The sequence below is a fragment of the Curtobacterium salicis genome, assembly GCF_011759505.1.
GTDB classification, from domain to species: domain Bacteria; phylum Actinomycetota; class Actinomycetes; order Actinomycetales; family Microbacteriaceae; genus Curtobacterium; species Curtobacterium salicis.
The window spans coordinates 347,084-372,014 of the sequence record NZ_JAAOYO010000003.1 but is presented as its reverse complement, the minus strand read 5'-3'; the positions used below and the strand labels follow the sequence as shown (position 1 = coordinate 372,014).

Below are 24,931 nucleotides of genomic sequence, written 5' to 3'. Positions count from 1 at the left end.
GCGTCCGCCGGTGACGGCGGCGCACGGCAGAATCGTCGGCGTGCACCTCGTCCTCTCCCGTGTCGACGGCGGTCTCACCGCGACGCCGCTGACCGACGCGGGAGCGCCGGACGGTCAGCCGACGCGCCTGGACGAGTCGCGCCTCCCGGCCTTCGTCGCCGCGCACGAGGCCCCCGGCGTCCGCTGGGTCTGGTCGGACACCGCGCGCTGGTACCCGGCCGTGCTGGCGGCGGGCGGACGCGTGGCCCGCTGCGTCGACCTGCGCCTCGGCCACCGCCTGCTCCGCAGCGCGCTCGCCACCCGCGCGTCCGCACTCGCCGCGGCACCCGTCAGCGCGTGGGACGCGGCCGCCGCCCCGGAGGCCCGACCCGCCCCCGCCACGCAGGCCTCGCTCTTCGACGACGACCTGTTCGCGATCGCTCCGGCCGACGACGACCTCGACCCGGTCGCGGAGCTGCGTGCGCAGCTCGACGCGGTCGCGGGGGCGACGGAGCCCGGGGCCCTGCGTCTGCTGCTCGCGGCGGAGTCCGCGGGTGCGCTCGTCGCCGCCGAGATCAAGCACGCCGGGTTGCCGTGGCGGACCGACGTGCACGAGCGGCTGCTCGCCGACGCCCTCGGCCCGCGGGTGCCGTACGGCGTCCGACCGCGGAAGCTCGAGGAACTCGCGGGCGTCCTCCGCCGACGGCTCGACGACCCCGATCTCAACCCGGACTCGCCCGCCGACGTCCTGCGCTCCCTGCGGCGGGCCGGACTCGTCGTCGACAGCACCCGGAAGTGGGAACTCGAACGACTGGAACACCCGGCGATCGAACCCCTGCTGGAGTACAAGCGCCTGTACCGGCTGCTCACCGCCAACGGGTGGACCTGGCTCGACGAATGGGTGCAGGACGGCCGGTTCCACCCGGAGTACGTGGTCGGCGGGGTCGTCACCGGACGCTGGGCGGCCAACGGCGGCGGGGCCCTGCAGCTGCCGAAGCAGGTCCGCGGCGCCGTCGTCGCCGACCCCGGGTGGGAGCTCGTCGTCGCGGACGCCGCGCAGCTCGAGCCGCGGGTGCTCGCCGCGATGTCGGGTGACACCGACATGGCCGCGGCCGGGGACGGGCAGGACCTCTACGACGGCGTCGTGGCCTCCGGTGCGGTGCAGACCCGGCAGCAGGCGAAGATGGCGATGCTCGGCGCGATGTACGGCGCGACCCAGGGCGAGGGCGGACGGTTCGTCCCGCGGCTCGCCCGGGCCTTCCCGCGGGCGCTCGACCTGGTGGAGCAGGCCGCCCGGGCGGGGGAGCGCGGGGAACCGGTGACGACCCGGCTGGGGCGGACGTCGCCGGTGCCGGAGCAGTCCTGGTTCGAGGCCCGGAACCGGGCGTACTCGGTGGACGGCGCTCCGGCGATGCAGCGGGCCGTCGAGTCCCGGGCCCGGAGCTGGGGGCGGTTCACCCGGAACTTCGTGGTGCAGGGCACGGCGGCCGAGTGGGCGCTGTCCTGGATGGGCGGCCTGCGCACCCGGCTGGCGGCCCGGACGGACGGGCCCGTCACCTCGGGGCCGCACATGGTCTTCTTCGTGCACGACGAACTCGTGGTGCACGCGCCGGCCGCCGACGCCGAGTGGGTGGCCGAGCAGGTCCGGGCCGCCGCGGTCGACGCCGGCCGGATCATGTTCGGTGGGTTCCCGGTCACCTTCCCGCTGACGGTCGCGGTGGTCCGGTCGTACGACCAGGCGAAGTAGCCACCCCGCCCGTCCCCGCACAGCCGCAGACGGGCAGGGTGGTCGGATGGAACAGCACCACGCCGACGGCCGCCCACCCACGGTCGGCCGCCCACCCGCGATCGGCGGAGTCGAGCGCGAGCGCGCCGACCGGACCGTCGGCGACGTCGACCTCACCCGCTGGCGGACCCGTGCCGGCCGGAGCATCGCCGACTCGTGGGCCGGCCTCGGCCGTCGCTTCGGCGCGCTGCCGCTGCTCCTCGTCACCCTGCTCGTCGGGATCGGCATCGCGGCGATCGCGACCTGGGTGGCCTCCGAGGTCTACGACGCCGTGCGCGAGTCCGACGACGTCGCCGTCCTCGACCGGCCGGTCCTCGACTGGATGCTCCTGCACCGGTCGCCCGCGCTCGACCAGGGCGTCACGTGGTGGACCGACATCGCGGGCACCATCGGCATGCCGATCGTCGCCGTGCTGTTCCTGGTCGGCTTGACGATCCAACGCCGGGCGTGGACGCCGCTGGTGCTCCTCGTCGCCGCGAGTGCCGGATCCCTCGCCATGACCATCGCGGGCAAGGACCTGATCGGCCGGGCACGTCCGCCGCTGTCCGACGCCGTCCCGCCCTACGAGCACTCGCCGTCGTTCCCGTCCGGGCACACGCTCAACGCGACGGTCGTCGTCGGCACCATCGTGTACCTGCTGCTCCTCCGGCAGAGCCGTGTCGTGACCCGGGTGTGGACGATCGTCGTCGGCACGCTGTTCGTGCTGTCGGTCGGGGTCTCGCGGGTGTTCCTCGGACACCACTGGACGACCGACGTCCTGGCGGCGTGGGCGCTCGGGCTGGCGTGGTTGGCGCTCGTCATCACCGCGCACCGGCTGTACCTGACGGCGCTGCACCGGGGCGCGGAGCCGACCCCGTCGTGAGAACTTGAATCACATGACTGTGATTTCAAGTTCCCAGCGATCGACTTGAATCGCGGTGCCTCTCGTTCAAGTAACTCGCTCGGAACTTGAACCGTGGAGATCGGCATCCTCGACGAAGTCGAGCGGCAGGGTGTGCGGATGTTCCGCGCCACCGACGTGGTCCGTGTGACCACCCGACCGGTCCGTCGCACGCCCCGGTGACGGCGCTGCACCGGGGCGCGGAGCCGACCCCGTCGTGACGGGGCTGCGCGCCCTCGTCAGATCGGCCCGGTAGGTTCGCCGCATGGAAGAACGGCTGATCGGCGGCAGGTACCGGGTGACCGGCACCCTCGGGCACGGCGGGATGGCATCGGTGTACCGCGCCGTCGACGAGCAGCTCGGACGAGAGGTCGCGGTCAAGCTCTTCCGCATCGGACCCGTCGACCACGGCGAGCGGGCACGTGCCGAGGCCGAGATCCAGGTGCTCGCCGGTCTCCGCAGCCCGAACCTCGTCACCCTGTTCGACGCGGCCCTCGACGACGCCGACGGCGACTCGTTCCTCGTCATGGAACTCGTCCCCGGCAGCGACCTCGCCACCCGTCTGCGTGAAGGTCCGCTGGACCCGACGACCACGGCCCGCGTGGGTGCGCAGGTCGCCGAGGGGCTGGCCGCCGTGCACGCGCAGGGCATCGTGCACCGCGACGTGAAGCCCGCGAACGTCCTCCTGGAGCAGGACGGCGAGCACGTGAAGCTCGCCGACTTCGGCATCGCCCTGCTCCGCGACGCCGCCCGTGTCACCGGCACCGGGACCGTCATCGGCACGGCCGCGTACCTCGCTCCGGAGCAGGTCCTCGGCCAGCCCGTCACCGGCGAAGCGGACGTCTACGCGCTCGGCCTGATGCTCCTCGAGGCCCTGACCGGCAAGCAGGCGTACGAGGGCAGCGCGGTCGAGGCCGCCACCGCCCGACTCGCCCGGGCGCCCGAGATCGACCAGCGCCTGCCCACGGCGTGGCGCACGCTGCTGCACGTCATGACGGCGCAGCACCCCGAAGACCGGCCGTCCGCCGCCGAGGCGGCCGCGCGCCTCCGTGCACTCGGTCGGGACGAGGTCGCCCCCGCCACGCAGCTCCTGCCGGGAGGCCCGGGGGCACTCACGCGCGCCGCGGCCGGTGCTGGGGTGGCCGGTGCTGCCGCTGCCGCGGTGGGCGCAGGTGCCGGAGCCGCGTCCGCGGACGAGGCGACGCGCCAGATGCCGGTGAGTGGGGCCTCCCGTCCGGACGACGCCACCCGTCGGCTGCCCACCCAGGCCCAGCCGGCGCGGAGTGCGGACGACGACGTGGCGACCACGATCCTCGGCACGCCGGCGGCCGCGGCTGCGGGTCCGGGTGCCGGCGGCACGAGCGGCGGCGGGACCGCTGCCCCGGCCCGACCGATCGGGACGGACCCCGACGAGCCCCGGCGGAAGCGCTGGGTGCTGCCGCTGATCATCCTGGCGGTGCTGCTGGTCGCGGGCATCGTCATCGCAGCCGTCGCCTTCAACCGTGACGACAGCACGACGCCGACCCCGACCGAGTCGACGCAGCAGACCGCGCCGACCGATGAGCAGCCGAGCTCCGAGCCGTCGGACGAGTCGAGCGAGCCCGTGCAGCAGCAGCCGAGCCAGCCGGCCGAGCAACCGTCGGAACAGCCCTCCGAGCCGGCGCAGGAGGAGCCCTCCGACGAGCCCTCGCAGCCGGCGGACGAGTCGAGCGAACCGACAGACCCGCTGCCGACGACCGCTCCGGAGCCGGGCACCGACACGACGCTGCCCGTGCAGGACCCGCTGGACACCGGGGTCGACACCACCTCGGAGCAGGCTCCGGTCACCGGCGGCGCGGGCGGCCCCGGTGGCGCGACCGGCGCCGGGGGCGCGACCGGCCCCGGGAAGTCGGGCGAGGCGCCGGGGCACAACAAGGGTCGAGGCTGACCTGCTGTTCACCTCGGCGGAGCACACTCGACCCATGTCGATGAGTGCACCGTTCGATCCCCAGCAGCAGGGCAGCGACGTCCCCGTGGACGGCTCCGACCAGGACGAACTCGAGGTCGAGGAGTCACGTCCGACGGCCTCGGGCTCCGAGCCGTCCGGCGGCGACGTCACCGGAGCGGACGCGACCGGCGACCCGGCCGACTCCCCGGTCCGACACGACGACGAGGACGAGGCCGGCGGTGGCCCGGTCTTCCGTCGCCCGCAGGCCGGCGACCGGCTGCACGCGGACGACCTCGGCGCCTAGCCAGGGGACGTTGCGGGGACTCCCGGGTCGCCGGTGCATGCTCGTCGGATGTCGATGAGCAGCGCGTTCGACCCCTCGAAGGGTCTCGCCATCCCCGAGGAGCAGGTCAGCGGCGACGGACTCGAGATCGACGAGGACCCGGCGGTGCTCGGGATCCGGTTCGACGTGGTGTCCGGTGGCACGGCGGACCCCGCAGCGGCCCTGCCCCCGCGCGAGCCCGACGAGGACGACGCACCGACGGACTAGCCGCGCCGGCACGTCGTCCCCGGGTGCCCCGTGTCCCGGATGTGCCCGGCCGTCAGGGGACGGTGTGCCCCGCGGCGGTGAGCACGCGGTACCACTCCTCGCGGCTCAGCTCGATGTCCGACCCGGCGGCCGAGTCCCGGACGCGCTGCGGGTTCGTCGTGCCGAGGACGACCTGGAAGTGCGCGGGGTGGCGGGTGATCCACGCGACGGCGATCCCGGTCGGGGTGGCGCCGTGGGCGGTGGCCAGTTCCTCGAGCACGTCGTTCAGCTCCGCGTACTGCTCGCGGTCACCCAGGAAGACGCCGTCGAAGAAGCCCTTCTGGAACGGCGACCACGCCTGCAGCGTCACGTCGTTGAGCCGCGAGTAGTTGAGGATGTCGTTGTCACGGTCGATGGCCTGGTCGAGTCCGCCCATGTTGGCGACGAGGCCCTGCGTGATGACGTTCGCGTGCGTGATGCTCAGCTGCACCTGGTTGAAGGCGAGCGGCTGTCGCACGGACTTCTTCAGCAGCTCGACCTGCCCGGGGGTGTGGTTCGAGACGCCGAAGTGGTGGACCTTGCCGGCCGCATGCAGCTCGTCGAAGGCCTTGGCGACCTCCTCCGGCTCCACGAGGGCGTCGGGGCGGTGCAGCAGCAGGACGTCGATGAAGTCGGTGCGCAGGGCGGTGAGCGACTCCTCGACCGAGGACATGATGTGCTCGTACGAGAAGTCGAAGTACGCGCCGTTGCTCGTCGGGCGGATGCCGACCTTGGTCTGCAGCACGATCTCGGCCCGCTCCGCCGGGGACAGCGTGACCGCGGCGCCGAACCGCTCCTCGCAGCCGTGCCAGCCGCCGTAGACGGCCGCGTGGTCGAACATCGTCACGCCGGCGTCGCGCGAGGCGGCGTACAGCGACCGGATGTCCTCGTCGCTCATGTCGTTGATCCGCATCAGGCCGACGACGACGTCGGATGCGGTGAGGTCCGTCTGTGGCAACTCCAGTGTCTTCACCCGACCGATCCTGCCAGTGGGCACCCGTGCGAGCCAGGCACTGGCCGTACCCGCCAGCGCGCGACGGACCGTCCGGCGCACTGCGGACCGCCGAGCGGCCGGACTACGGCAGCAGGACCGCGACGACCGCCGAGCCGTCGGTGCTCCAGCCGGCCGTGAGGCTCGCACCGGCGGGGACGTCGTTCCCGAGCACCCGCAGGACGGCGAGCGTCCCGTGGCCGGTCGCGACGGTGGTGACCGTGCCCTCGGTACGGGCGTCGATCGACGTGACGGTCGGGGAGGTCGGGTCGCTGCCGTCGCCGGAGGCTCGACCCTCCTTCTCGTAGGTGCCCGGCCCGGAGGCCCGCTCGAGTTCCGCCTCGTGGCCGCCGGTGGCGATCGCCCGCCGCAGGACGTCGGCGTACACCGGGTCGCCGACGGCGTCGTACACCCAGCGGTGGCCGAGGACGGAGTGCTCCATCTCGGTGACGAGGAACGCCTCGGCACCGGCGAGCGGCGCACCGCGGTACGTCAACGGCACGTGCAGGACGGGACCGTCGCCGGCGCGCACGAGGTACGTCTCCACGCCGACCTGGCCGTCCGGGTCGTCGAACCGGAAGCGTCCGACCTGCTCCACCGTGGTGCCGGCGGGGACACCGCTCCACGGCTGTCGGGGCAACCAGGCGCTGATCGCGTCGATCTTGCCGGGGGTGAGGGTCGCTTCGTGGATGACGGCCATGACGGCAACCTACCGGCACGCCCGTACCCTGGACCGGTGCGTGACGACCTGCTGCCCGTGCTCGCGTGCCCGGTGTGCGCCGAGCCGCTCGCCCGCACCGCCCCGGGTCAGGCGGGCTGTGGGAACGGGCACCGGTACGACGAGGCGAAGCAGGGCCACCTGACGCTCCTGCCCGCGAAGCGTCGGGCGTTGACCGCGGACACCCCGGCGATGGTCGACGCACGGCTCCGCTTCCTCGGGCACGGTCACTACGCGCCCGTCGAGCGGGCACTCATGCGCTTCGTCGCGGGGGCGACCGCGCCGGGCGTGGTCCTCGACGTCGGCTCCGGACCCGGCACCTACCTCGCCCACGCCCTCGGCGGCGGGAGCGAGGACGACACCACGGACGGCGGTCCGGCCGGGAGGCTCGGGGTCGCGTTGGACCTGTCGGCCGTCGCCGTCCGCCGCGCGGCGCGCATCCACCCGCGCGTCGGGGCCGTCGTCGGGGACGTGACCGAGCGCCTCCCGGTCGTCGACCAGGCCGCAGCCGTCGTGCTCGACGTCTTCGCGCCCCGCAACCAGCACGAGTACGCCCGGGTGCTGCACCCGGACGGTGTGCTCGTCGTCGTCACGCCCCGAGCAGGGCACCTGGCGGAGCTCGCGGCGGCGACGATCAGCGTCGACCCCGAGAAGGAGCGGCGTCTGCACGACAGCCTGACGCCCGCGTTCACCCCGCGGTCCAGCGAGGACCTGACGTGGACGATGGCGCTGACCGCCGAGGACGTCCACGACGTCGTGCACATGGGGCCGAGCCACCACCACGTGGCACCGGACACGCAGTTCGCACCGGAGACGGTCACGGCGGCGGTGCGCGTCAGCACCTGGACGCCCGTGCGCTGAGGACCCGGACCGGGCGCACGCGAGGTCCACCCGGCCCGGCGGGATCAGGACTGCGCGGGGACGTCCAGCGCCCAGACGACACCGAACCGGTCGCGGAGCTGTCCGGCGAGGGGCGACCACGCCGACGACCCCAGCGGCTGCCGGACCTCGGCGCCCTCCTGCAGGCCGTCCCACACCGACCGGATCTCGTCCTCGTCCGTGCCGACCAGGTAGACGTACGCGCTGTTCGTGCCCTGGTCGTAGGGCTGTCCGGGCCACACGTCGAACGCCATCACGCGGACGCCGCTCGCCGAGGTGACCTGACCCCAGACGACCCGGTCCGCCCAGGCCGGGTCGGCGACGGCGCCGCTCTGCCCGTAGGTCACGACGACCGGCTCCGTGCCGAGCGCAGCACCCCAGAACGCCAGCGCCGCGGCGGCCTGTCCGTCGAAGTTCACGTGGGGGATGGTGGTGATGGTCATGTCGACTCCTCGTCGTCTGCGAGGACCGGTCGTCCTCGTCATGAGGAGCATCCCGTCAGATGCGGTCAGATCCTGTCCGCTCCTGCTGGCATGCTCAGGGGATGCCCGCCCCGTCCTCCCGACTGCTCTCGCTGCTGTCCCTGCTGCAGGTGCGCCGCGAGTGGTCCGGACCCGACCTGGCCGGACGCCTCGACGTCAGTCCGCGCACGGTCCGGCGGGACGTCGACCGACTCCGCGAACTCGGCTACCGGGTCGAGGCGCTCCGCGGACCGGCCGGGGGCTACCGGTTGTCCGCCGGGTCGGACCTGCCGCCGCTGCTGTTCGACGACGACCAGGCCGTCGCCATCGCCCTGGCGCTCGCCGTCGCACCGGCATCCGGCGCCGACATCGCCGAGGCGGCCGCCCGCGCGCTGACGACGGTCCGGCAGGTGATGCCGTCCCGGCTCCGCCACCGCATCGACGCCGTCCAGGTCGTCACCACGCCCGGCGCGGTCGTCGTCGACCCGGGCGTGCTCGTCGCCGTGAGCGAAGCCGTCCGCACCCGCACGGTCCTCCGGTTCGGGTACACCCCCGCGTGGCCGCCGGGAGCGGATGACGACCGGCCGCCGCGACGGGTCGAACCCCACGCGCTCCTCGCACGGAACGGCCGCTGGTACCTGCTCGCCTGGGACACCGACGCGGTGGACTGGCGCACCTACCGGGTGGACCGGATCCTGCCGAAGGTGCCCACGGGCCTCCCGTTCGTGCCGCGTGACGTCCCGGGCAGTGACCCGGCGGCGTTCGTCGCGGCTCGCTTCCGTGGCGCGGACCCGGCCGGAGACGGGCCTGTCTGGCCCTGCGTCGGCTCGGCCGTGCTGCAGGTGTCGGCGCATGTCATCGCGCCGTACCTCGCCGAGGACGCCGTCCTGGAGGCGCTCCCCGACGGCACCTGTCGGCTCACCGCCGGCTCGTGGTCGTGGCCCGCCCTCGCGGCGCTGTTCGCCGGCTTCGACGCCGACTTCGTCGTCACCGGGCCCGATGCCCTGCGGGACGCGGCGCAGGAGGTGGCCGACCGCCTCCGCTCCGCGGCCACGGAGTGAGCCGTTAGGGCACTGCACGTGTCACCCACGGGGCCGTCAGGGAACCGTTAGGACCGACGGGCACGGGCACGGCCGGAGCCACCATCGGACTGCACCACAACCGGTGCGGTCCACGGCAGCTGCCGCGGGCACCTCGATCTCCAGGAGTCCCACGTGTTCGACGTCTTCGTCGTCGCCGGTGTCCTCGCCGTGTTCGGCGTGGTGGCACTGATCGCCAAGGGGGTGGAGCGACTGTGATCGCCATCACCATCGCCGCCGCCGTCCTCGGCCTCGCCGCTGTCGTGTACCTCGTCTGGGCGCTCGTCCGCCCCGAGAAGTTCTGATGGGCGCCGCGCAGACCTGGGCCGGAATCGCCCAGGTCGCCCTCCTCGTGCTGCTCCTCGTCGTGGCCCACCGGCCGCTCGGTGACTGGATGGCCCGTGTCTTCACGAGCACCCGCCACGGTCGGATCGAGCGTGGCGTCTACCGGTTGATCGGCGTCGACCCCGACGCCGAGCAGTCGTGGGCCGCGTACCTCCGTGGCGTGTTGCTGTTCAGCGTCGCCGGACTGCTGCTCGTCTACCTGCTCCAGCGCATCCAGGTGGTGCTGCCGGGTGACCTCGGCCTGCCCGCCGTCGGCCCCGCGCTCGCGTTCAACACCGCGGCGTCGTTCGTGGCGAACACGAACTGGCAGTCCTACTCGCCCGAGGCCACCGTCGGGTACACCGTGCAGATGGCCGGCCTGGCGGTGCAGAACTTCCTGTCCGCCGCCGTCGGTCTCGCCGTCGCCGTCGCCCTGGTCCGCGGGTTCGCCCGTCGGAAGTCCGGCACGCTCGGCAACGTCTGGGTCGACGTGGTCCGTGGCACCGGCCGCCTGCTCCTGCCGCTGGCGTTCGTCTCCGCACTCGTGCTCGTCGCGGGCGGCGTCATCCAGTCGTGGGGCGTCGGCACCGACGTCAGCACCCTCGCCGGTGGCACGCAGCACCTCCCGCACGGGTTCGTCGCCTCGCAGGAGGCCATCAAGGAGCTCGGCACGAACGGCGGCGGGTACTTCAACGTCAACTCCGCCCACCCGTTCGAGAACCCGCAGGCGTGGACGAGCCTCTTCGAGGTCTTCCTCATGCTCGTCATCCCGTTCTCGCTGCCCCGCACCTTCGGCAAGATGGTGGGCGACACCCGCCAGGGCACCGCGATCGTCTCCGTGATGAGCGGTGTCTTCCTGGTGTCCCTCGCCGCGATGTCGATCGCCGAACTCGCCGGTGGCGGGTCCGCGACGCACGCCGCCGGAGCCGCGATGGAGGGCAAGGAGGTCCGCTTCGGCATCCTCGGCTCGACCCTGTTCGCCACCGCCACGACCTCGACGTCCACCGGCGCCGTGAACGCCATGCACGACAGCTTCACCCCGCTCGGCGGGATGATGGCGCTGATCAACATGATGCTCGGCGAGGTCACCCCGGGCGGTGTCGGCTCCGGCCTGTACGGCATGCTCGTGCTCGCCGTCATCACGGTCTTCATCGGTGGTCTGCTCGTCGGCCGCACGCCGGAGTACCTCGGCAAGAAGATCCGCGCCAAGGAGATGACCTACGCCGCGCTGTACATCCTGGTCACCCCGACCGTGGTGCTCACCGGCACGGCGCTGTCGCTCCTGATCCCCGGCGTCCGCGAGCAGGTGCTCGGCACGTCGCTCTTCAACCCGGGCAACCACGGCCTGTCCGAACTGCTCTACGCCTTCACCAGCGCCGGCAACAACAACGGCTCGGCGTTCGGTGGCCTCACCGCGAACACGACGTGGATGAACTCCGCGCTCGGCGTCGCGATGCTGCTCGGTCGCTTCGTGCCGATGGTGTTCGTCCTGGCGCTCGCCGGGTCGCTCGCGTCGCAGGACAAGGTGCCGGCGACCGTCGGCACGCTGCCCACGCACCGGCCGCTGTTCATCGTGCTCCTGGGCGGCGTCGCCGTCATCGTCACCGCACTCACGTACTTCCCGGTGCTCGCACTGGGCCCGCTCGCAGAAGGACTGTCCTGATGACCACCCTGACTCCCGAGACGGAGCAGCACACCGCTGAGCAACCGGGCCGACGCTCGTCGGCCTTCGGACCCCGGCAACTGGCCGCGGGCCTCCCGGGTGCGTTCCGGAAGCTGGACCCCCGGCTGATGTGGAAGAACCCGGTGATGTTCATCGTCGAGGTGGGAGCCGCCCTGACGACGGTCACCGCCGTCGTCGAGCCCTTCACCCGGTCGGGAGGCGCGTCCGACTCCGGCGCGCCCGTCCCGTCCTCCTTCACCGTCGCCATCGCCGTCTGGCTCTGGCTGACCGTCGTGTTCGCGAACCTGGCCGAGTCCGTCGCCGAGGGGCGCGGCAAGGCCCAGGCCGACACCCTCCGCAAGACCCGCTCGACGACCAGCGCCCGCCGCGTCGTCGGCTACTCGGCGTCCGACCCGGCCGCGCTGTCCGCCGGGACGGAGGACGTCGCCTCGGTCGACCTGGCGAAGGGCGACCTGGTGGTCGTCGTGTCCGGCGAGGTGATCCCCGGCGACGGGGACGTCGTCGACGGCATCGCCTCGGTCGACGAGTCCGCCGTCACGGGAGAGTCCGCCCCGGTGATCCGCGAGTCGGGTGGCGACCGCAGTGCCGTCACCGGCGGTACCCGGGTGCTGTCCGACCGGATCGTGGTGCGCATCACCTCGACCCCGGGCGAGACGTTCATCGACCGGATGATCCGCCTGGTCGAGGGCGCCGCCCGCCAGAAGACGCCGAACGAGATCGCGCTGAACATCCTGCTCGCGTCGCTGTCGATCGTCTTCGTGATCGTCTGCCTCACCATGCAGCCCATCGCCGGACTCGTCGGCTCGAGCGTCAGCATCACGGTGCTCATCGCGCTGCTCGTCTGCCTCATCCCGACCACCATCGGAGCGCTGCTCTCCGCCATCGGCATCGCCGGCATGGACCGGCTCGTGCAGCACAACGTCCTGGCGATGTCCGGCCGCGCGGTCGAGGCCGCCGGTGACATCACCACGCTGCTCCTCGACAAGACCGGCACCATCACGTACGGCAACCGCCGCGCCTCCCGGGTCGTCCCGGTGCCGGGCGTGACCGAGCCGGAGCTGATGGCCGCCGCAGCGCTCTCGAGTGCCGCGGACGGGACGCCCGAGGGCCGCTCGATCGTGGACCTGGCGCTCGCCGCCGGGGTCTCCACGCCCCTCCCGGCCGGCGCGGTCGAGGTGCCGTTCACGGCGCAGACCCGGATGTCCGGCGTCGACCTGCCCGACGGGTCCTCGGTCCGGAAGGGTGCTGCAGCCGCAGTGCTCGCATGGGCCGACACCGGCGACGCCGGTGTCGCGGCGGCGATCGACGCGACCGTCACGGAGATCTCCGACCAGGGCGGAACGCCGCTCGTCGTCGGCCGACGTGACGCTGCCGGCACGGTCCAGCTGCTCGGCGTCGTGCACCTCAAGGACGTCGTCAAGGACGGTCTGGCCGAGCGGTTCACCGAACTGCGCAGCATGGGCATCCGCACCGTGATGATCACCGGCGACAACCCGCGCACCGCCAAGGCCATCGCGGCCGAGGCCGGCGTCGACGACTACCTCGCCGAGGCCACCCCGGAGGACAAGCTCGCACTGATCCGCCGGGAGCAGGAGGGCGGCAACCTCGTCGCCATGACCGGTGACGGCACGAACGACGCCCCGGCCCTGGCGCAGGCGGACGTCGGCGTGGCGATGAACACCGGGACGACCGCGGCCAAGGAGGCCGGCAACATGGTCGACCTCGACTCGGACCCGACGAAGCTCATCGACGTCGTCCGGATCGGCAAGCAGCTGCTCATCACCCGTGGTGCCCTGACCACGTTCTCGATCGCCAACGACATCGCCAAGTACTTCGCCATCATCCCGGCGATGTTCCAGGCGACGTTCCCCGGCCTCGGGGCGCTGAACATCATGCACCTGCACTCCCCGGCGTCGGCGATCCTGTCGGCGATCGTCTTCAACGCGCTCGTCATCGTGGCGCTCATCCCGCTGTCCCTGCGTGGCGTCAAGTACCGCGCAGCCTCGGCGTCGTCGATCCTCGGTCGCAACCTGCTCGTCTACGGGCTCGGCGGCGTGGTCGTCCCCTTCATCGGTATCAAGTTGATCGACCTCGTCGTCGGTCTCATCCCGGGGTTCTAGTCATGGCTTCCTCTTCTCGCTCCTTCCTCCGTTCCACCGGTGTGGCCGTCCGCCTCATCGTCCTCGCCACCGTCGTCCTCGGCGTCGCCTACCCGCTCGCGGTGTGGGGCGTCGGGCAGGCCGCCTTCCACGACCAGGCGAACGGCTCGATGGTCACCGACTCCTCCGGCACCGCCGTGGGCTCGTCGTTGATCGGGCAGTCGTTCACCGGCAAGGACGCGGCCCGCTGGTTCCAGTCCCGCCCGTCGGCCGCCGGCGAGGACGGGTACGACGCGAACGCCTCGTCCGGGTCGAACCTCGGCCCGTCGAACCCCGACCTGACCACGGCGATCGAGGAACGACGTGCCGCGATCGCCAAGGCCGACGGCGTGCCCGCGTCCGAGGTCCCGGCGGACGCGCTGACGGCCTCCGGCTCGGGGCTCGACCCCGACATCAGCCCGGAGTACGCGGCCCTGCAGGTGTCCCGCGTGGCCTCGGCCCGCGGGGTCTCCGAGGCCCGGGTCCGGGCCCTGGTCGCCGCGCACACCGAGTCCCGGCAGCTCGGGTTCCTCGGCTCGCCGGCGGTCAACGTCCTCGAGCTGAACCTGGCGCTGGCGAAGCTCGGCTGACCCCCCCGCGAAACACCGGTGTTCGTGCATCGAGCCGCGAGATCCCGCGGCGCGACCGACGAACACCGGTGTCTTGCGGAACCGACAACCACCACGACGCGAGAGGATGAGCGCGTGAAGCGAGGGAAGCTGCGGGTCCTGCTCGGCGCCGCCCCCGGCGTGGGCAAGACCTACACGATGCTCGAAGAGGGCCGCCGGATGGCCGACCACGGCCGCGACGTGGTCGTCGCCGTCGTCGAGACCCACGGCCGCGCCGCCACCGCCGCCCTCATCGACGGACTCGAGGTCGTCCCACGCCGCACGGTCGAACACCGCGGGGTCGCGCTCGACGACATGGACCTCGACGCCGTCCTCGCCCGCCGTCCCGAGGTCGCCCTGGTCGACGAACTCGCGCACTCGAACGCCCCCGGCAGCCCGCACGAGAAGCGCTGGCAGGACGTCGAAGCACTGCGGGCCGCGGGCATCGACGTCATCTCCACCGTCAACGTCCAGCACATGCAGTCCCTCGGCGACGTCGTCCGCGAGATCACCGGCACCGTCCAGCGTGAGACCGTCCCCGACGCCGTGGTCCGCGCCGCCGACCAGATCGAGGTCGTCGACCTGTCCCCGCAGGCCCTCCGCGACCGACTGTCCGACGGGCTCGTGTACCCGGCCACCCGGATCGACGCGGCCCTGTCGAACTACTTCCGCCTCGGCAACCTCACCGCCCTCCGCGAGATCGCCCTGCTCTGGCTCGCCGACGAGGTCGACGACGCCCTCAAGCGCTACCGCGCCGAACACGGCATCGCGAACCGGTGGGAGACCCGGGAGCGCGTCCTCGTCGCCCTCACCGGCGGACCCGAGGGCGAGACCCTGCTCCGCCGCGGGGCCCGCATCGCCGCCCGCTCGGCCGGCGGGGAGCTCGCCGCCGTCCACGTCACCACGAACGACGGCCTCCGCGAACGCCACCCTGGTGCCCTCGGCAAGCAGCGCGCCCTCCTCGAACAGCTCGGCGGCACCTACCACCAGGTCGTCGGCGACGACGTGCCCACCACCCTGGTCCGCTTCGCCCGCTCCGTCGACGCCACCCAGATCGTGATCGGCATCAGTCGCCGCAGCCGACTCGTCGCGGCCCTCACCGGCCCGGGCATCGGCAGCACCGTCATCCGGGAATCCGGCGACATCGACGTGCACGTCGTCACCCACGAACGCGCCGGCGGCGGCCTGGCCCTGCCGAAGCTCGGCGGCAGCCTGTCCCGCTCCCGGATCGTGGCGGCGTTCCTGCTCGCCCTGGTCGCCGGACCGGTCCTCACCTGGCTCCTCAGCCTGACCGACGACCCCGACTCGATCACCGTCGACGTCCTCGCCTACCAGCTGCTCGTGCTCGTCGTCGCCCTGATCGGCGGCATGCTGCCCGCCGTGTTCGCCGCCGTCCTGTCCGGACTGAGTCTCGACTTCTTCTTCGTCCGACCCCTGCACCAGGTCACCGTCCAGCAGCCCTGGCACCTGTTCGCCCTCGTCATGTACGTCGTCAGCGCCGTGCTCGTCAGCTTCGTCGTCGACCGCTCCGCGCGACGCTCCCGCACGGCACGCCGGGCCGCCGCCGAATCGGGGCTCCTCGTCGGGATCGCCGGCAGTGTCCTCCGCGGCGACGACGCCCTCCAAGCCCTCGTCGAGCGCACCCGCGAGGCCTTCGGCTTCGCCGGCGTCCGGGTCCGCCAGGGCGACGAGGTGCCCGCCACGTCGGGGACGTTCGGCGACGTGCCGGACGCGGCCACGACCCTCCCGTCCGGTGCCGTCCTCGAATTCGCCGGCGCACCAGACGACCCGACCCAGCGGCGGCTGCTGCGCGTCGTCGAGCAGCAGCTCGACGCCGCGCTGGAACACCGGGCACTCACCCGCACCGCCGTCGACGCGGAACGCATCGCCGCCGTCGACCGGGTGCGGAGCGCCATCCTGGCCGCCGTCAGCCACGACGTGCGCCGGCCGATCGCCGCCGCCAGCGCCGCCGTCCAGTCGCTCCGCGCACGCGACGTCCGGTTGGGCGAGGCCGACCGGGAGGCGCTCCTCGCGACCGCCGACGAGAGCCTCCGTCAGCTGGCGGTCCTGTTGGCCGACCTGCTCGACGTCAGCCGCGTGCAGGCCGGAGTGCTCGCCGCCGCCCCCGTGCCCACCGCACTCGACACGGTCGTCGCCCCCGCACTCGACGAACTCGAGCTCGGCCCCGAGGACGTCGACCTCGACCTGCCCGCCGAACTGCCGCCGGTCCTCGCCGACCCGGTGCTGCTGCAGCGCGTCGTCGTGAACCTGCTCGCCAACGCCGTCCGGTACTCACCCGACGGGGAGCGCGTCCGGATCGCGGCGAGCGCCTTCGCCGGCGGGGTCGAACTCCGTGTCGCCGACCGCGGCCCGGGGATACCTGAGGACCGGCGCGAAGACGTGTTCCAGCCGTTCCAGCGGCTCGGGGACACGGACAACGAGACCGGACTGGGACTCGGCCTGGCGCTCGCGCGCGGGTTCACCGAGGGCATGGGCGGCACGATCGAGGTCGACGACACCCCCGGCGGTGGGCTCACCGTCGTGGTGCGCCTGCCGATCGCGGGACACCTGGGAGTGGTGGGCAGATGAAGGTCCTGATCGCGGACGACGACGTGCAGCTGGTGCGGGCGCTCGCCGTGACGCTCGGTGCCCGGGGCTACGACGTCGTCACCGCCCGTGACGGTCGGGCCGCGATCGACGCCGTCATCACCGAGCGCCCGGACATCGTGCTGCTCGACCTCGGCATGCCCCGGCTCGACGGCATCGGGGTGCTCGAGGGCATCCGCGGGTGGTCGCAGGTACCGGTGCTGGTGCTGTCCGGGCGGACGGACTCGAGCGACAAGGTCGACGCCCTGGACGCCGGTGCCGACGACTACGTGACGAAGCCGTTCCAGATGGACGAGCTGCTGGCACGACTGCGGGCCCTCGGCCGGCGACGGGCACCGGCGAGCGGGACGGAAGCGACGCCGACGATCCGGATCGGGAACCTCGTGGTGGACCTCGTCGCGAAGCAGGTCACCGCGCCGGACGGTCCCGCGATCCGGCTGACCCCGACCGAGTGGCGGCTGCTCGAGGTCCTCGTGACGAACCCCGACCGGCTGTTGACGCGCGAGATGCTCCTCACCGAGGTGTGGGGCCCGACGCACGGCACCGACTCCGGGTACCTGCGGCTCTACATGGCGCAGCTGCGGCGGAAGCTCGAGCCGGAGCCGTCGCACCCCCGGTTCCTGGTCACGGAGGCGGGGATGGGCTACCGGTTCGCGCCGGCCGGCTGATCCGACGCGGCGGCTCGGTGTCGTGTCGCATGGCGCCGATCGGATCCGCGCAACCGGGTCCGGCTCGCGCCGTGGCATCCCGTGGTCCGAAGGGGTTCCTGTTGTGCTGCGACAGCTCAGCCGGCGTGCGCGTGCGCCGCGAGCTCCGCACGGGTCCGGGCGCCGTGCTTCCGGAGCAGGTTCGCCACATGGTACTTCACCGTGTTCACGGTGATGCCGAGGCCGTCCGCGATCTCCCGGTTGCCGACCCCGGTCGCCACGAGCCGGAGCACGTCGAGCTCGCGCGGCGTCAGGTCGGAGTCCTCGGGCCCCGGCGTCACCGGGACGGGTGGGTCGAGCGGCACCGTCACGTCGATCACCGATCCCCACCCGGGCGTCGAGTCGACCCGCATCTGCCCGGCCAGGGCCGCGACCCGTTCGGCGATCGGCCGCATCGCGTCGTCCTGGACGTCGTGCGTCCCGGCACCGTCGTCGCGGAGCTGCATGAGCAGGTTCCGGCCGTCGCAGTCCCACTGGATGCGGACACGGTTCGCCCGGCCCTCGTCGACCAGGGTGAGCACCGCCGTCCGGACCACCGCTCGGGCGGCGTGCGCGACGTCCCCGGGCAGGGCGCGACCGTTCGCGGGCGGTTCGACGAACTGCACGTCGAGGTCCCCGAACCGGACCAGGGGGCGCAGGTCGGCCCGGAGGCGCGAGAACGCCCCGGCGACCGGCTCGAGCAGGACCTCGCGCTGCCGGTCCGTCGACGTCCGGAGGTCCACGAGCGCCGCCGAGGCGATCTCGACCGCCTCGGCCCGGGCCGCGGCGTCACCGACGCGGGGTGAGCGGAGCACTGCCAGCACGGACTCGAGCGTCAGCGTGTGGCGGTCGGCCTGGTCGGCGAGCAGGCGAGCGTGGTCGGCGGGGGTGATCCGTGCCTCCCGGCCGGGCTGCGTGTCCATCTGGACGAACCTACCCGCCCTGCCCGTCGGCGGACGGGGAGCCGTCCGAACGGGTGGGACGCCCGCCGTGTCGGGTAGCGGCACCCGCAGGTGCGGGGGAGCACTGTTGTTGCATGACCACACACACGCTCGCTGCGGCGCTCGACCTCGTCAGCCACGAACTCGACGACCTCGTCGACGGGGTGGCCGAGGGCGACCAGGCTGCTGCCGACCGGGCGCTCGACCTGCTCGACGGTGCCGAGCGTGTGTTCGTGCACGGGGCCGGACGGTCCGGGCTCGCGCTGCGGATGACCGCGATGCGGCTGATGCACCTCGGGCTCGACGTGCACGTCGTCGGCGAGGTCACCACCCCCGCCATCGAGTCCGGCGACGTCCTGCTCACCGCGAGCGGGTCGGGCACCACCGGCAGCATCGTGCAGGCCGCACGGACCGCGGTGGACGTCGGCGCGCAGGTCGTCGCCGTCTCGACCACCGCGTCGTCGCCGCTCGCCGAGCTGGCCGAGGTCACCCTCGTGCTGCCGGCCGCGACGAAGACCGACCGCTCCGGCACCGCCTCGGTCCAGTACGCCGGCAGCCTCTTCGAGCAGGGCGTCGTCCTGCTCGGCGACGCGCTGTTCCACGCGCTGTGGCAGCGCAGCGGGCACTCCGCCGACGACCTCTGGCCGCGGCACGCCAACCTCGAATGACCCCTTCGGAAGGAACCACCATGCAGCTCCAGTTCGCCATCGACACCCTCTCCACCGAGACCGCCCTCGAGCTCGCCGCCCAGGCGGCACCGCACGTCGACATCCTCGAACTCGGCACCCCGCTCGTGAAGAGCGCCGGCGTCGCCGCCATCACGGCGATTAAGGAAGCCCACCCGGACAAGATCGTGTTCGCCGACCTCAAGACGATGGACGCGGGTGAGCTCGAGGCCGACATGGCGTTCCAGGCGGGCGCCGACCTCGTCACCGTGCTCGGCGTCGCCGGGGACAGCACCATCGTCGGCGCGGTCGCCGCGGCGAAGAAGCACGGCAAGGGCATCGTCGTCGACCTGATCGGCGTCCCCGACAAGGCCGCCCGTGCCCGCGAGGTCACCGAGCTCGGCGTCGAGTTCGTCGAGGTGCACGCCGGCCTCGACGAGCAGGCCGAAGAGGGCTTCACCTTCGACACGCTGCTCGAGGAGGGCAAGGCCTCGGGCGTGCCGTTCTCGATCGCCGGTGGCGTGAAGGCGTCCTCGGTCGCCTCGGTCAAGGCCGCCGGTGCCCGTGTCGCCGTCGCCGGCAGCGCGATCTACAGCGCCTCGGACGTCGGCGCTGCCGCCGCCGAGATCCGCGCCGCGATCGACGCCGCGTAGTCCTTCCGCAAGACGCAACGTCGGCGACGTCTCGCAGCGGTATTCCGTTGCGGGGTGTCGCCGACGTTGCGTTTCGCGGGGAGCCGGGCTTCAGCGGCGGTTCAGGCCACCCCGCCATGCTCGGACGATGCGCGTGCTGGTGGTCGACGACGAGGTCCGGCTCGCCGAGGGCATCCGGAACGGGCTGCAGGCCGAGGGCTTCGCCGTCGACGTCGCCCACGACGGGGTCGACGGCCTCTGGTACGCCCGCGAGAACCCGTACGACGCCATCGTCCTCGACCTGATGATGCCCGGCATGAGCGGCTGGAAGGTCTGTGAGACCCTCCGCGCCGAACAGGACTGGACCCCGGTGCTCATGCTCACCGCCAAGGACGGCGAGTGGGACCAGGTCGACGCCCTCGACGCCGGTGCGGACGACTACGTGACGAAGCCGTTCTCGTTCCCCGTGCTGGTCGCGCGTCTCCGTGCGCTCGTCCGGCGCGGGTCCCGGGAACGGCCCACGGTCCTCCAGGCCGGGGACCTCCGACTGGACCCGGCGGCGAGACGGGTGTGGCGGGGCGAGGCCCTGCTCGACCTGACCAGCCGCGAGTTCACGGTCCTCGAGTACCTCATGCGGCATCCCGGGCAGGTGCTGTCGAAGCGCGACGTCATCGCGAACGTCTGGGACGACGACTTCACCGGCGACCCGAACATCGTCGAGGTGTACGTCGGGCACCTCCGCCGCGCGGTCGACCGCCCGTTCGGCCGGAACGCCATCGAGACCGTCCGCGGGGCCGGGTACCGCCTCGACGCCGACGGTGGCTGAGCGCACGGCGGCCCGGTCGCGTCCGCCTGCCCGGTCGCGTCGGCCCGCGTCGATCCGCGCACGCGCGACGGGAGGCGCGGCTCTCGTCGTCCTCGTCGCCCTGGCCATCGGAGCCGTCGCCTTCGTCGGGGTCCTCCGCACCTCACTGTCCGACGGTGTGCGGACCGCTGCGGAGCAGACCCTCGACGGCCTGAGCGCCCGTGTGGAGGCCGACGGCGCAGCCGCAGTGGAGGCGGAGGACGACGACGTGCTGGCCCAGTTGCAGGACGCCGACGGTCGGGTGCTCGCCCGCGCCGACGACAGCCCCAGCCGGCCGCTCGACACCGCCGACGAGTCTCGCTCCCGGCATGACGGCGATCGGTGGCTGCTCGTGGCCGACGACGTCGACCTGCCGGGTGGTGGCGACGGCACCCTGGTCGTCGGCGCACCCCTCGAGGACGCCGACGCCGCGGTCCGGACCGTCAGCGTCCTGCTCGTGGTGGCGGTCCCCGTCGTCGTGGCGCTGATGTCCCTCGTGACGTGGTTCGTCGTCGGACGGGCCCTGCGTCCGGTCGACCGGATGCGCCGCGAGGTCGACGAGGTCGAGGGCACGAACCTGCACGCCCGTGTCGACGAGCCCGGCTCCGGCGACGAGGTCGACCGGCTCGCCGCGACCATGAACCGGATGCTCGGACGGCTCGAGGCGTCGCAGCAGGCGCAGCGGCAGTTCGTCTCCGACGCCTCACACGAACTGCGCTCTCCGCTCGCGACGATCCGGCAGCACGCCGAGGTCGCCCGCGCCCATCCGGAGGTCACCGGCACCACGGACCTCGCCGACGTCGTGCTCGACGAGGGCGCCCGGCTGCAGGAGCTCGTCGAGTCGCTGCTCCTGCTCACCCGCGTCGACGAACGCGGTCGCGACCGGGACCGGGCGGTGGACCTCGACGACCTCGTGTTCACCGAGGCGTCCCGACCACGCTCCGTCCACGGGACGGACGGGCGTGAGGACGGGCGTCCGGACGGAACGGCCGTGCGGACGGACGGGCGTGCAGCCGTGCGGGTGGACGTCTCTGGCGTGACCCCGGCGCGGGTCCGCGGCGACGACCGGCTGCTCGGCCGGATGGTGCGGAACCTCGTCGACAACGCCGTCCGGCACGCCGAGCACACCGTCGTCGTCGCGCTCGGGACCGACGGCGACAGCGCGGTGCTCAGCGTGGACGACAACGGGCACGGCATCCCGGAGACCGACCGGGCCCGCGTGTTCGAGCGGTTCGTCCGGCTCGACGAGGGGCGTGCTCGGGACGCCGGTGGCTCGGGGCTGGGGCTCGCGATCGTCGACGCCGTCGTCCGAGGGCACGGCGGGAGCGTCGCCGTGTCGGCAGCGCCCGGCGGGGGAGCGCGGTTCTCGGTGCGCCTGCCGCTGCTGCGCGACTGAGCGACCGGACCGGGTCGGGCCGGGCACGGGCCGGACCGGACAGCCGGACACGGACCTGGCACCGGGTTCGGGCCGGGGACCGGGCCCGGGCAGCCGGGCGGCCCGCCGGCGCCAGGCGTCGCCCCAGGTCGCTTCAGGTCTGCTTCAGTGCCCGTTGCCCAGGGTTGGTCACATGCAGACCACGACGAAGACCACCGCCCGCCGCATCGCCCTGATCACCGCACTCCCGCTCGTCGGGGCCCTGGCGCTCACCGGCTGCTCGTCGGACGACGACGACCGCGACGACGTGGCCGCAGCCTCCGCGCCGTCGGTCGTTCCGAGCGACAGCAGCACCGCCACCGCCGGGAACAGCGCCCTGGCCGCCGCCGCCGCGACCGCCCGGAAGGCCGTCGGCTCCGGCACCGTCACCTCGATCGAGCAGGAGGCTGGCGGCACCTCGTGGGAGGTCCTCGTCGTCACCTCCGACGGCGACGAGCAGGAGGTCCACGTCGACGCCGACGGCCGACGCACCACCGCCGGACCGACGAAGGAGACCTCGGACGCGGACGACGTCGCCGAGGCGAAGCGGTTCATCGCGGCCGCCGACCTGTCGGTCGCACAGGCCGCCTCCGCCCTGACGGAGACCGTCTCCGGCACGGTCACTGAGCTCGGCCTCGACGACCACGCCGGCGCGGTCGTCTGGGAGGGCGACGTCCGCGACGCGTCCGGCACCGAGCACAGCATCCGCATCGACGCCGGCAGCGGCGAGGTCGTCACGAACACGGTCGACTGACCCCCGCGGAACGCAACCCCGGCGACGCCCCGCAACGACATACCGTTGCGGGGCGTCGCTCGGGTTGCGTCTTGCGGGTCAGGCGGTGGCAGTAGCGTCGGCGGGGTGAGCACCGAGGCACGAACCACTCCAGCCCGTCGACACCGCGTGCTGCGGATCGGCGGGTGGATCGTCGCCGTCCTGCTCGTGCTGGTCCTGGTGTTCCTCGTCTGGGCGCACATCGTCATGCCGGGCACGCGGTCAGCGGCCCTGACCGTCTGGCGGGACGACCGGGTGTCGGTCCGCGACGCGGGCGACTCCGTCGTGATGACCCCGACGGGCACCCCGGACGGCGTCGGCGTCGTGTTCGTCCCCGGCGCGAAGGTCGACCCGTACGCCTACATGGCGAGCTTCCGGCAGGTGGTCGCGGACGGCACGACGGTGGTCATCACGAAGCCGACCCTCAACCTCGCGTTCTTCGACACCCGGGCCCTCTCGGTCTTCCAGGCGCACGCCCCGGAGGTCCGCACCTGGGCCGTCGGCGGCCACTCCCTCGGCGGCGTTCGAGCCTGCCAGCTCGCGGACGACCCCGACGTCGCCGGTCTGCTGCTGTTCGGCAGCTACTGCGCGAACGACCTGTCGGACAGCGACCTCGACGTGCTCAGCGTTTCCGGTTCGCGCGACGGTCTGTCGACGCCGGAGAAGGTCGCCGCAGCCCGCGACGAGCTCCCCGCCGACGCGACGATGACGCAGGTCACGGGCGCGAACCACGCCGACTTCGGCGCGTACGGCGCGCAGCCGGGCGACCTGACCGCGACGATCAGCCCCGACGAGGCACGTCGAGCGATCACGGCCGCGGTCGAGAGCTGGGTGCGCGACCTGCGCTGACGCGCACGAACGGGGGTGCGTGGCGGACACGGGGCGTGCCTCCCGACCGGCCGGGAGGCACGCCCCACCCCCGTCACCGAGCGGGCGTCTCCGAGTCGGTGCGGTCGCGACCCCGCGTCGCACGGGCCACGAGGTACAGGACCACGCCGACCGCGAGCAGGACCGCCGCGTACAGCCAGACCTGCCCGCTCTGCTGCGTCAGCAGGAGGATGCAGGACGCGACACCGAGCACGGGCACGAACGTCCACACCCGGAAGTGCTCGTGCTCCACCTCGTCCTTGCGCAGCACGAGGACCGCGACGTTCGTGCTGATGAACACGAAGAGCAGCAGGAGCACGACGGTCTCGGCGAGCGTGCCGACGTCCCCGACCAGGGTGAGGAGCATCGCGACCACGGTGGTGGCGATGATGGCCGTCCACGGGGTCTTCCGGTTCGGCAGGACCTTGCCGAGCAGGCGCGGCAGCAGTCGCTGCTCGGCCATGCCGTAGGTGACGCGGCTCGCCATGATCATGGTGAGCAGGGCGCCGTTCGCCACCGCGACCAGGGCGATGATGCTGAACACCCAGTCCGGGATCGGCACGCCGGTCGCAGCGACCACCGCGAGCAGGGGGCCGCTCGAGTCGGACAACTCCGACGCGGGCAGGGCGATCGAGCTGGCGAGCGCGACGAGCACGTAGACGACGCCGGCCGTGGCGAGGGAGCCGAACAGCGCGCGCGGGTAGACCCTCCGGGGTTCGCGGACCTCCTCGGCGACGTTGGCGGACGTCTCGAAGCCGACGAACGAGTAGTAGGCGACGATGGCCGCGCTGAGGGTCGCGAGGGCCGGGTTCGCCTCGGCGGGGAACGCCCCGACGCGTGAGACGTCACCGCCGCCGCCGCCCATCATCACGGCGACCGTGACGATGACGATGACGAGACCGGACAGCTCGATGATCGTCATGACGACGTTGCTCCGCAGGGAGTCCGAGATGCCGCGGGCGTTGAGGCACGCGACGAGGGCCAGGAACACGATCGCGGCCGGCACCGGCGGGACGTCGATGAACGTGCCGAGGTAGTCCCCGGCGAAGGCGAGCGACAGGCCCGCAGCACTCGTGACACCGGCGGCGAGCATCGAGAACCCGACCAGGAACGACACCAGCGGCACCTTGTACGCGCGCTCGGCGAACACCGCGGCGCCACCGGCCTTCGGGTACTTCGTCACGAGTTCGGCGTACGAGCCCGCCGTCAGCAGGGCCAGCAGCAGGGCGAGCACGAGCGGCGCCCAGAGCGCCCCACCGACGTCCTTCGACAGGGTGCCCATCAGGGCGTAGATGCCCGCGCCGAGCACGTCGCCCAGGATGAACAGGAACAGCAGGGGACCGGTGATCGCCTGCTTGAGCTTCGATCCGGACCCGTCCTGCGGCGGCGCTGAGGTGTCAGTGGTCATGTCCGCGAGCGTCCCGGGAACCGGCTGGACGGCGGTCCAGTTCCGCGCTCCCCGGACGTGCGCGGCGCGCTCC

At 73.0% G+C, this 24,931-nt stretch carries 24 protein-coding genes; 19 read left to right on the top strand and 5 right to left on the bottom strand.

What is annotated here, in order from left to right; translation table 11 throughout:
• Positions 1–40 precede the first annotated feature (40 nt).
• The 5 genes from E9228_RS10280 to E9228_RS10260 all read left to right on the top strand — a co-directional run bounded on the left by E9228_RS10280 (position 41) and on the right by E9228_RS10260 (position 5,122).
• Positions 41–1,726: a bifunctional 3'-5' exonuclease/DNA polymerase gene (locus tag E9228_RS10280; protein WP_166780468.1), complete on the top strand. Its 1,686-nt coding sequence runs from the start codon at positions 41–43 to the stop codon at positions 1,724–1,726.
• 46 nt (positions 1,727–1,772) lie between these two features.
• Entirely contained in the window at positions 1,773–2,627 is an 855-nt protein-coding gene (locus tag E9228_RS10275) for a phosphatase PAP2 family protein (RefSeq protein ID WP_166780467.1), read from the top strand.
• A 283-nt stretch (positions 2,628–2,910) separates the two neighbouring features.
• Positions 2,911–4,572: a serine/threonine-protein kinase gene (locus E9228_RS10270; RefSeq protein WP_166780466.1), complete on the top strand. Its 1,662-nt coding sequence runs from the start codon at positions 2,911–2,913 to the stop codon at positions 4,570–4,572.
• 34 nt (positions 4,573–4,606) lie between these two features.
• Positions 4,607–4,876: a hypothetical protein gene (locus E9228_RS10265; protein ID WP_166780465.1), complete on the top strand. Its 270-nt coding sequence runs from the start codon at positions 4,607–4,609 to the stop codon at positions 4,874–4,876.
• A 48-nt stretch (positions 4,877–4,924) separates the two neighbouring features.
• Positions 4,925–5,122 carry a hypothetical protein gene (locus E9228_RS10260; RefSeq protein WP_166780464.1) on the top strand — a complete coding sequence of 66 codons (198 nt, stop codon included), beginning with the start codon at positions 4,925–4,927 and terminating at the stop codon, positions 5,120–5,122.
• 52 nt (positions 5,123–5,174) lie between these two features.
• Here E9228_RS10260 and E9228_RS10255 read toward each other — a convergent pair whose 3' ends face one another.
• Positions 5,175–6,113 carry an aldo/keto reductase gene (locus tag E9228_RS10255; RefSeq protein ID WP_341849860.1) on the bottom strand — a complete coding sequence of 313 codons (939 nt, stop codon included), beginning with the start codon at positions 6,111–6,113 and terminating at the stop codon, positions 5,175–5,177.
• 103 nt (positions 6,114–6,216) lie between these two features.
• Positions 6,217–6,831, bottom strand: a complete 615-nt coding sequence (locus E9228_RS10250) for a CG0192-related protein (RefSeq protein ID WP_166780463.1) — start codon at positions 6,829–6,831, stop codon at positions 6,217–6,219.
• Positions 6,832–6,867: 36 nt separating this feature from the next.
• Between E9228_RS10250 and E9228_RS10245 the strand changes: the two genes are divergently transcribed.
• Positions 6,868–7,710, top strand: a complete 843-nt coding sequence (locus tag E9228_RS10245; RefSeq protein ID WP_166780462.1) for a putative RNA methyltransferase — start codon at positions 6,868–6,870, stop codon at positions 7,708–7,710.
• A 44-nt stretch (positions 7,711–7,754) separates the two neighbouring features.
• Here the strand turns inward: E9228_RS10245 and E9228_RS10240 are convergent, their stop codons facing one another.
• Positions 7,755–8,171: a VOC family protein gene (locus E9228_RS10240; RefSeq protein ID WP_166780461.1), complete on the bottom strand. Its 417-nt coding sequence runs from the start codon at positions 8,169–8,171 to the stop codon at positions 7,755–7,757.
• Between the two features lie 101 nt (positions 8,172–8,272).
• Here E9228_RS10240 and E9228_RS10235 point away from each other — a divergent pair, with 101 nt between their 5' ends.
• From E9228_RS10235 to E9228_RS10205, 7 genes are all read left to right on the top strand, one after another.
• Positions 8,273–9,250 carry a helix-turn-helix transcriptional regulator gene (locus E9228_RS10235; protein WP_166780460.1) on the top strand — a complete coding sequence of 326 codons (978 nt, stop codon included), beginning with the start codon at positions 8,273–8,275 and terminating at the stop codon, positions 9,248–9,250.
• Between the two features lie 233 nt (positions 9,251–9,483).
• On the top strand, positions 9,484–9,573 hold the full coding sequence (locus tag E9228_RS17580; RefSeq protein WP_111074018.1) for a potassium-transporting ATPase subunit F: 90 nt from the start codon (positions 9,484–9,486) through the stop codon (positions 9,571–9,573).
• Entirely contained in the window at positions 9,573–11,255 is a 1,683-nt protein-coding gene (gene kdpA / locus E9228_RS10225; RefSeq protein WP_166780459.1) for a potassium-transporting ATPase subunit KdpA, read from the top strand. The genes E9228_RS17580 and kdpA overlap by 1 nt, the downstream gene beginning before the upstream one ends.
• Complete coding sequence (gene kdpB, locus E9228_RS10220) at positions 11,255–13,396, top strand: potassium-transporting ATPase subunit KdpB (protein ID WP_166780458.1); 2,142 nt, start codon at positions 11,255–11,257, stop codon at positions 13,394–13,396. Before kdpA ends, kdpB begins: the two co-directional genes overlap by 1 nt.
• A 2-nt stretch (positions 13,397–13,398) precedes the next feature.
• Positions 13,399–14,004: a potassium-transporting ATPase subunit KdpC gene (gene kdpC, locus E9228_RS10215; RefSeq protein WP_166780457.1), complete on the top strand. Its 606-nt coding sequence runs from the start codon at positions 13,399–13,401 to the stop codon at positions 14,002–14,004.
• A 114-nt stretch (positions 14,005–14,118) separates the two neighbouring features.
• Complete coding sequence (locus E9228_RS10210; RefSeq protein WP_166780456.1) at positions 14,119–16,611, top strand: ATP-binding protein; 2,493 nt, start codon at positions 14,119–14,121, stop codon at positions 16,609–16,611.
• Positions 16,608–17,297 carry a response regulator gene (locus E9228_RS10205; RefSeq protein ID WP_166780455.1) on the top strand — a complete coding sequence of 230 codons (690 nt, stop codon included), beginning with the start codon at positions 16,608–16,610 and terminating at the stop codon, positions 17,295–17,297. The genes E9228_RS10210 and E9228_RS10205 overlap by 4 nt, the downstream gene beginning before the upstream one ends.
• A 116-nt stretch (positions 17,298–17,413) precedes the next feature.
• Here the strand turns inward: E9228_RS10205 and E9228_RS10200 are convergent, their stop codons facing one another.
• On the bottom strand, positions 17,414–18,238 hold the full coding sequence (locus E9228_RS10200) for a LuxR C-terminal-related transcriptional regulator (RefSeq protein ID WP_166780454.1): 825 nt from the start codon (positions 18,236–18,238) through the stop codon (positions 17,414–17,416).
• A 113-nt stretch (positions 18,239–18,351) separates the two neighbouring features.
• On the opposite strand from E9228_RS10200, the gene hxlB reads away from it, so the two are divergent.
• From hxlB to E9228_RS10170, 6 genes are all read left to right on the top strand, one after another.
• Complete coding sequence (gene hxlB, locus E9228_RS10195; RefSeq protein ID WP_166780453.1) at positions 18,352–18,924, top strand: 6-phospho-3-hexuloisomerase; 573 nt, start codon at positions 18,352–18,354, stop codon at positions 18,922–18,924.
• A gap of 20 nt (positions 18,925–18,944) precedes the next feature.
• Positions 18,945–19,574, top strand: a complete 630-nt coding sequence (hxlA, locus tag E9228_RS10190) for a 3-hexulose-6-phosphate synthase (protein ID WP_166780452.1) — start codon at positions 18,945–18,947, stop codon at positions 19,572–19,574.
• 127 nt (positions 19,575–19,701) lie between these two features.
• Positions 19,702–20,379, top strand: coding sequence for a response regulator transcription factor (locus E9228_RS10185; protein WP_166780451.1), 678 nt, complete (start codon positions 19,702–19,704; stop codon positions 20,377–20,379).
• Positions 20,372–21,793 carry a sensor histidine kinase gene (locus E9228_RS17575; protein WP_341849859.1) on the top strand — a complete coding sequence of 474 codons (1,422 nt, stop codon included), beginning with the start codon at positions 20,372–20,374 and terminating at the stop codon, positions 21,791–21,793. Before E9228_RS10185 ends, E9228_RS17575 begins: the two co-directional genes overlap by 8 nt.
• A gap of 172 nt (positions 21,794–21,965) precedes the next feature.
• Entirely contained in the window at positions 21,966–22,565 is a 600-nt protein-coding gene (locus tag E9228_RS10175) for a PepSY domain-containing protein (RefSeq protein WP_166780450.1), read from the top strand.
• A gap of 105 nt (positions 22,566–22,670) precedes the next feature.
• The gene (locus tag E9228_RS10170; RefSeq protein WP_341849858.1) at positions 22,671–23,432 is read left to right on the top strand and encodes an alpha/beta family hydrolase; all 762 of its coding nucleotides are present in this window, start codon (positions 22,671–22,673) and stop codon (positions 23,430–23,432) included.
• Between the two features lie 73 nt (positions 23,433–23,505).
• On the opposite strand, the gene E9228_RS10165 is transcribed toward E9228_RS10170, so the two are convergent.
• Complete coding sequence (locus tag E9228_RS10165; RefSeq protein ID WP_166780449.1) at positions 23,506–24,858, bottom strand: APC family permease; 1,353 nt, start codon at positions 24,856–24,858, stop codon at positions 23,506–23,508.
• Between the last annotated feature and the right edge of the window lie 73 nt (positions 24,859–24,931).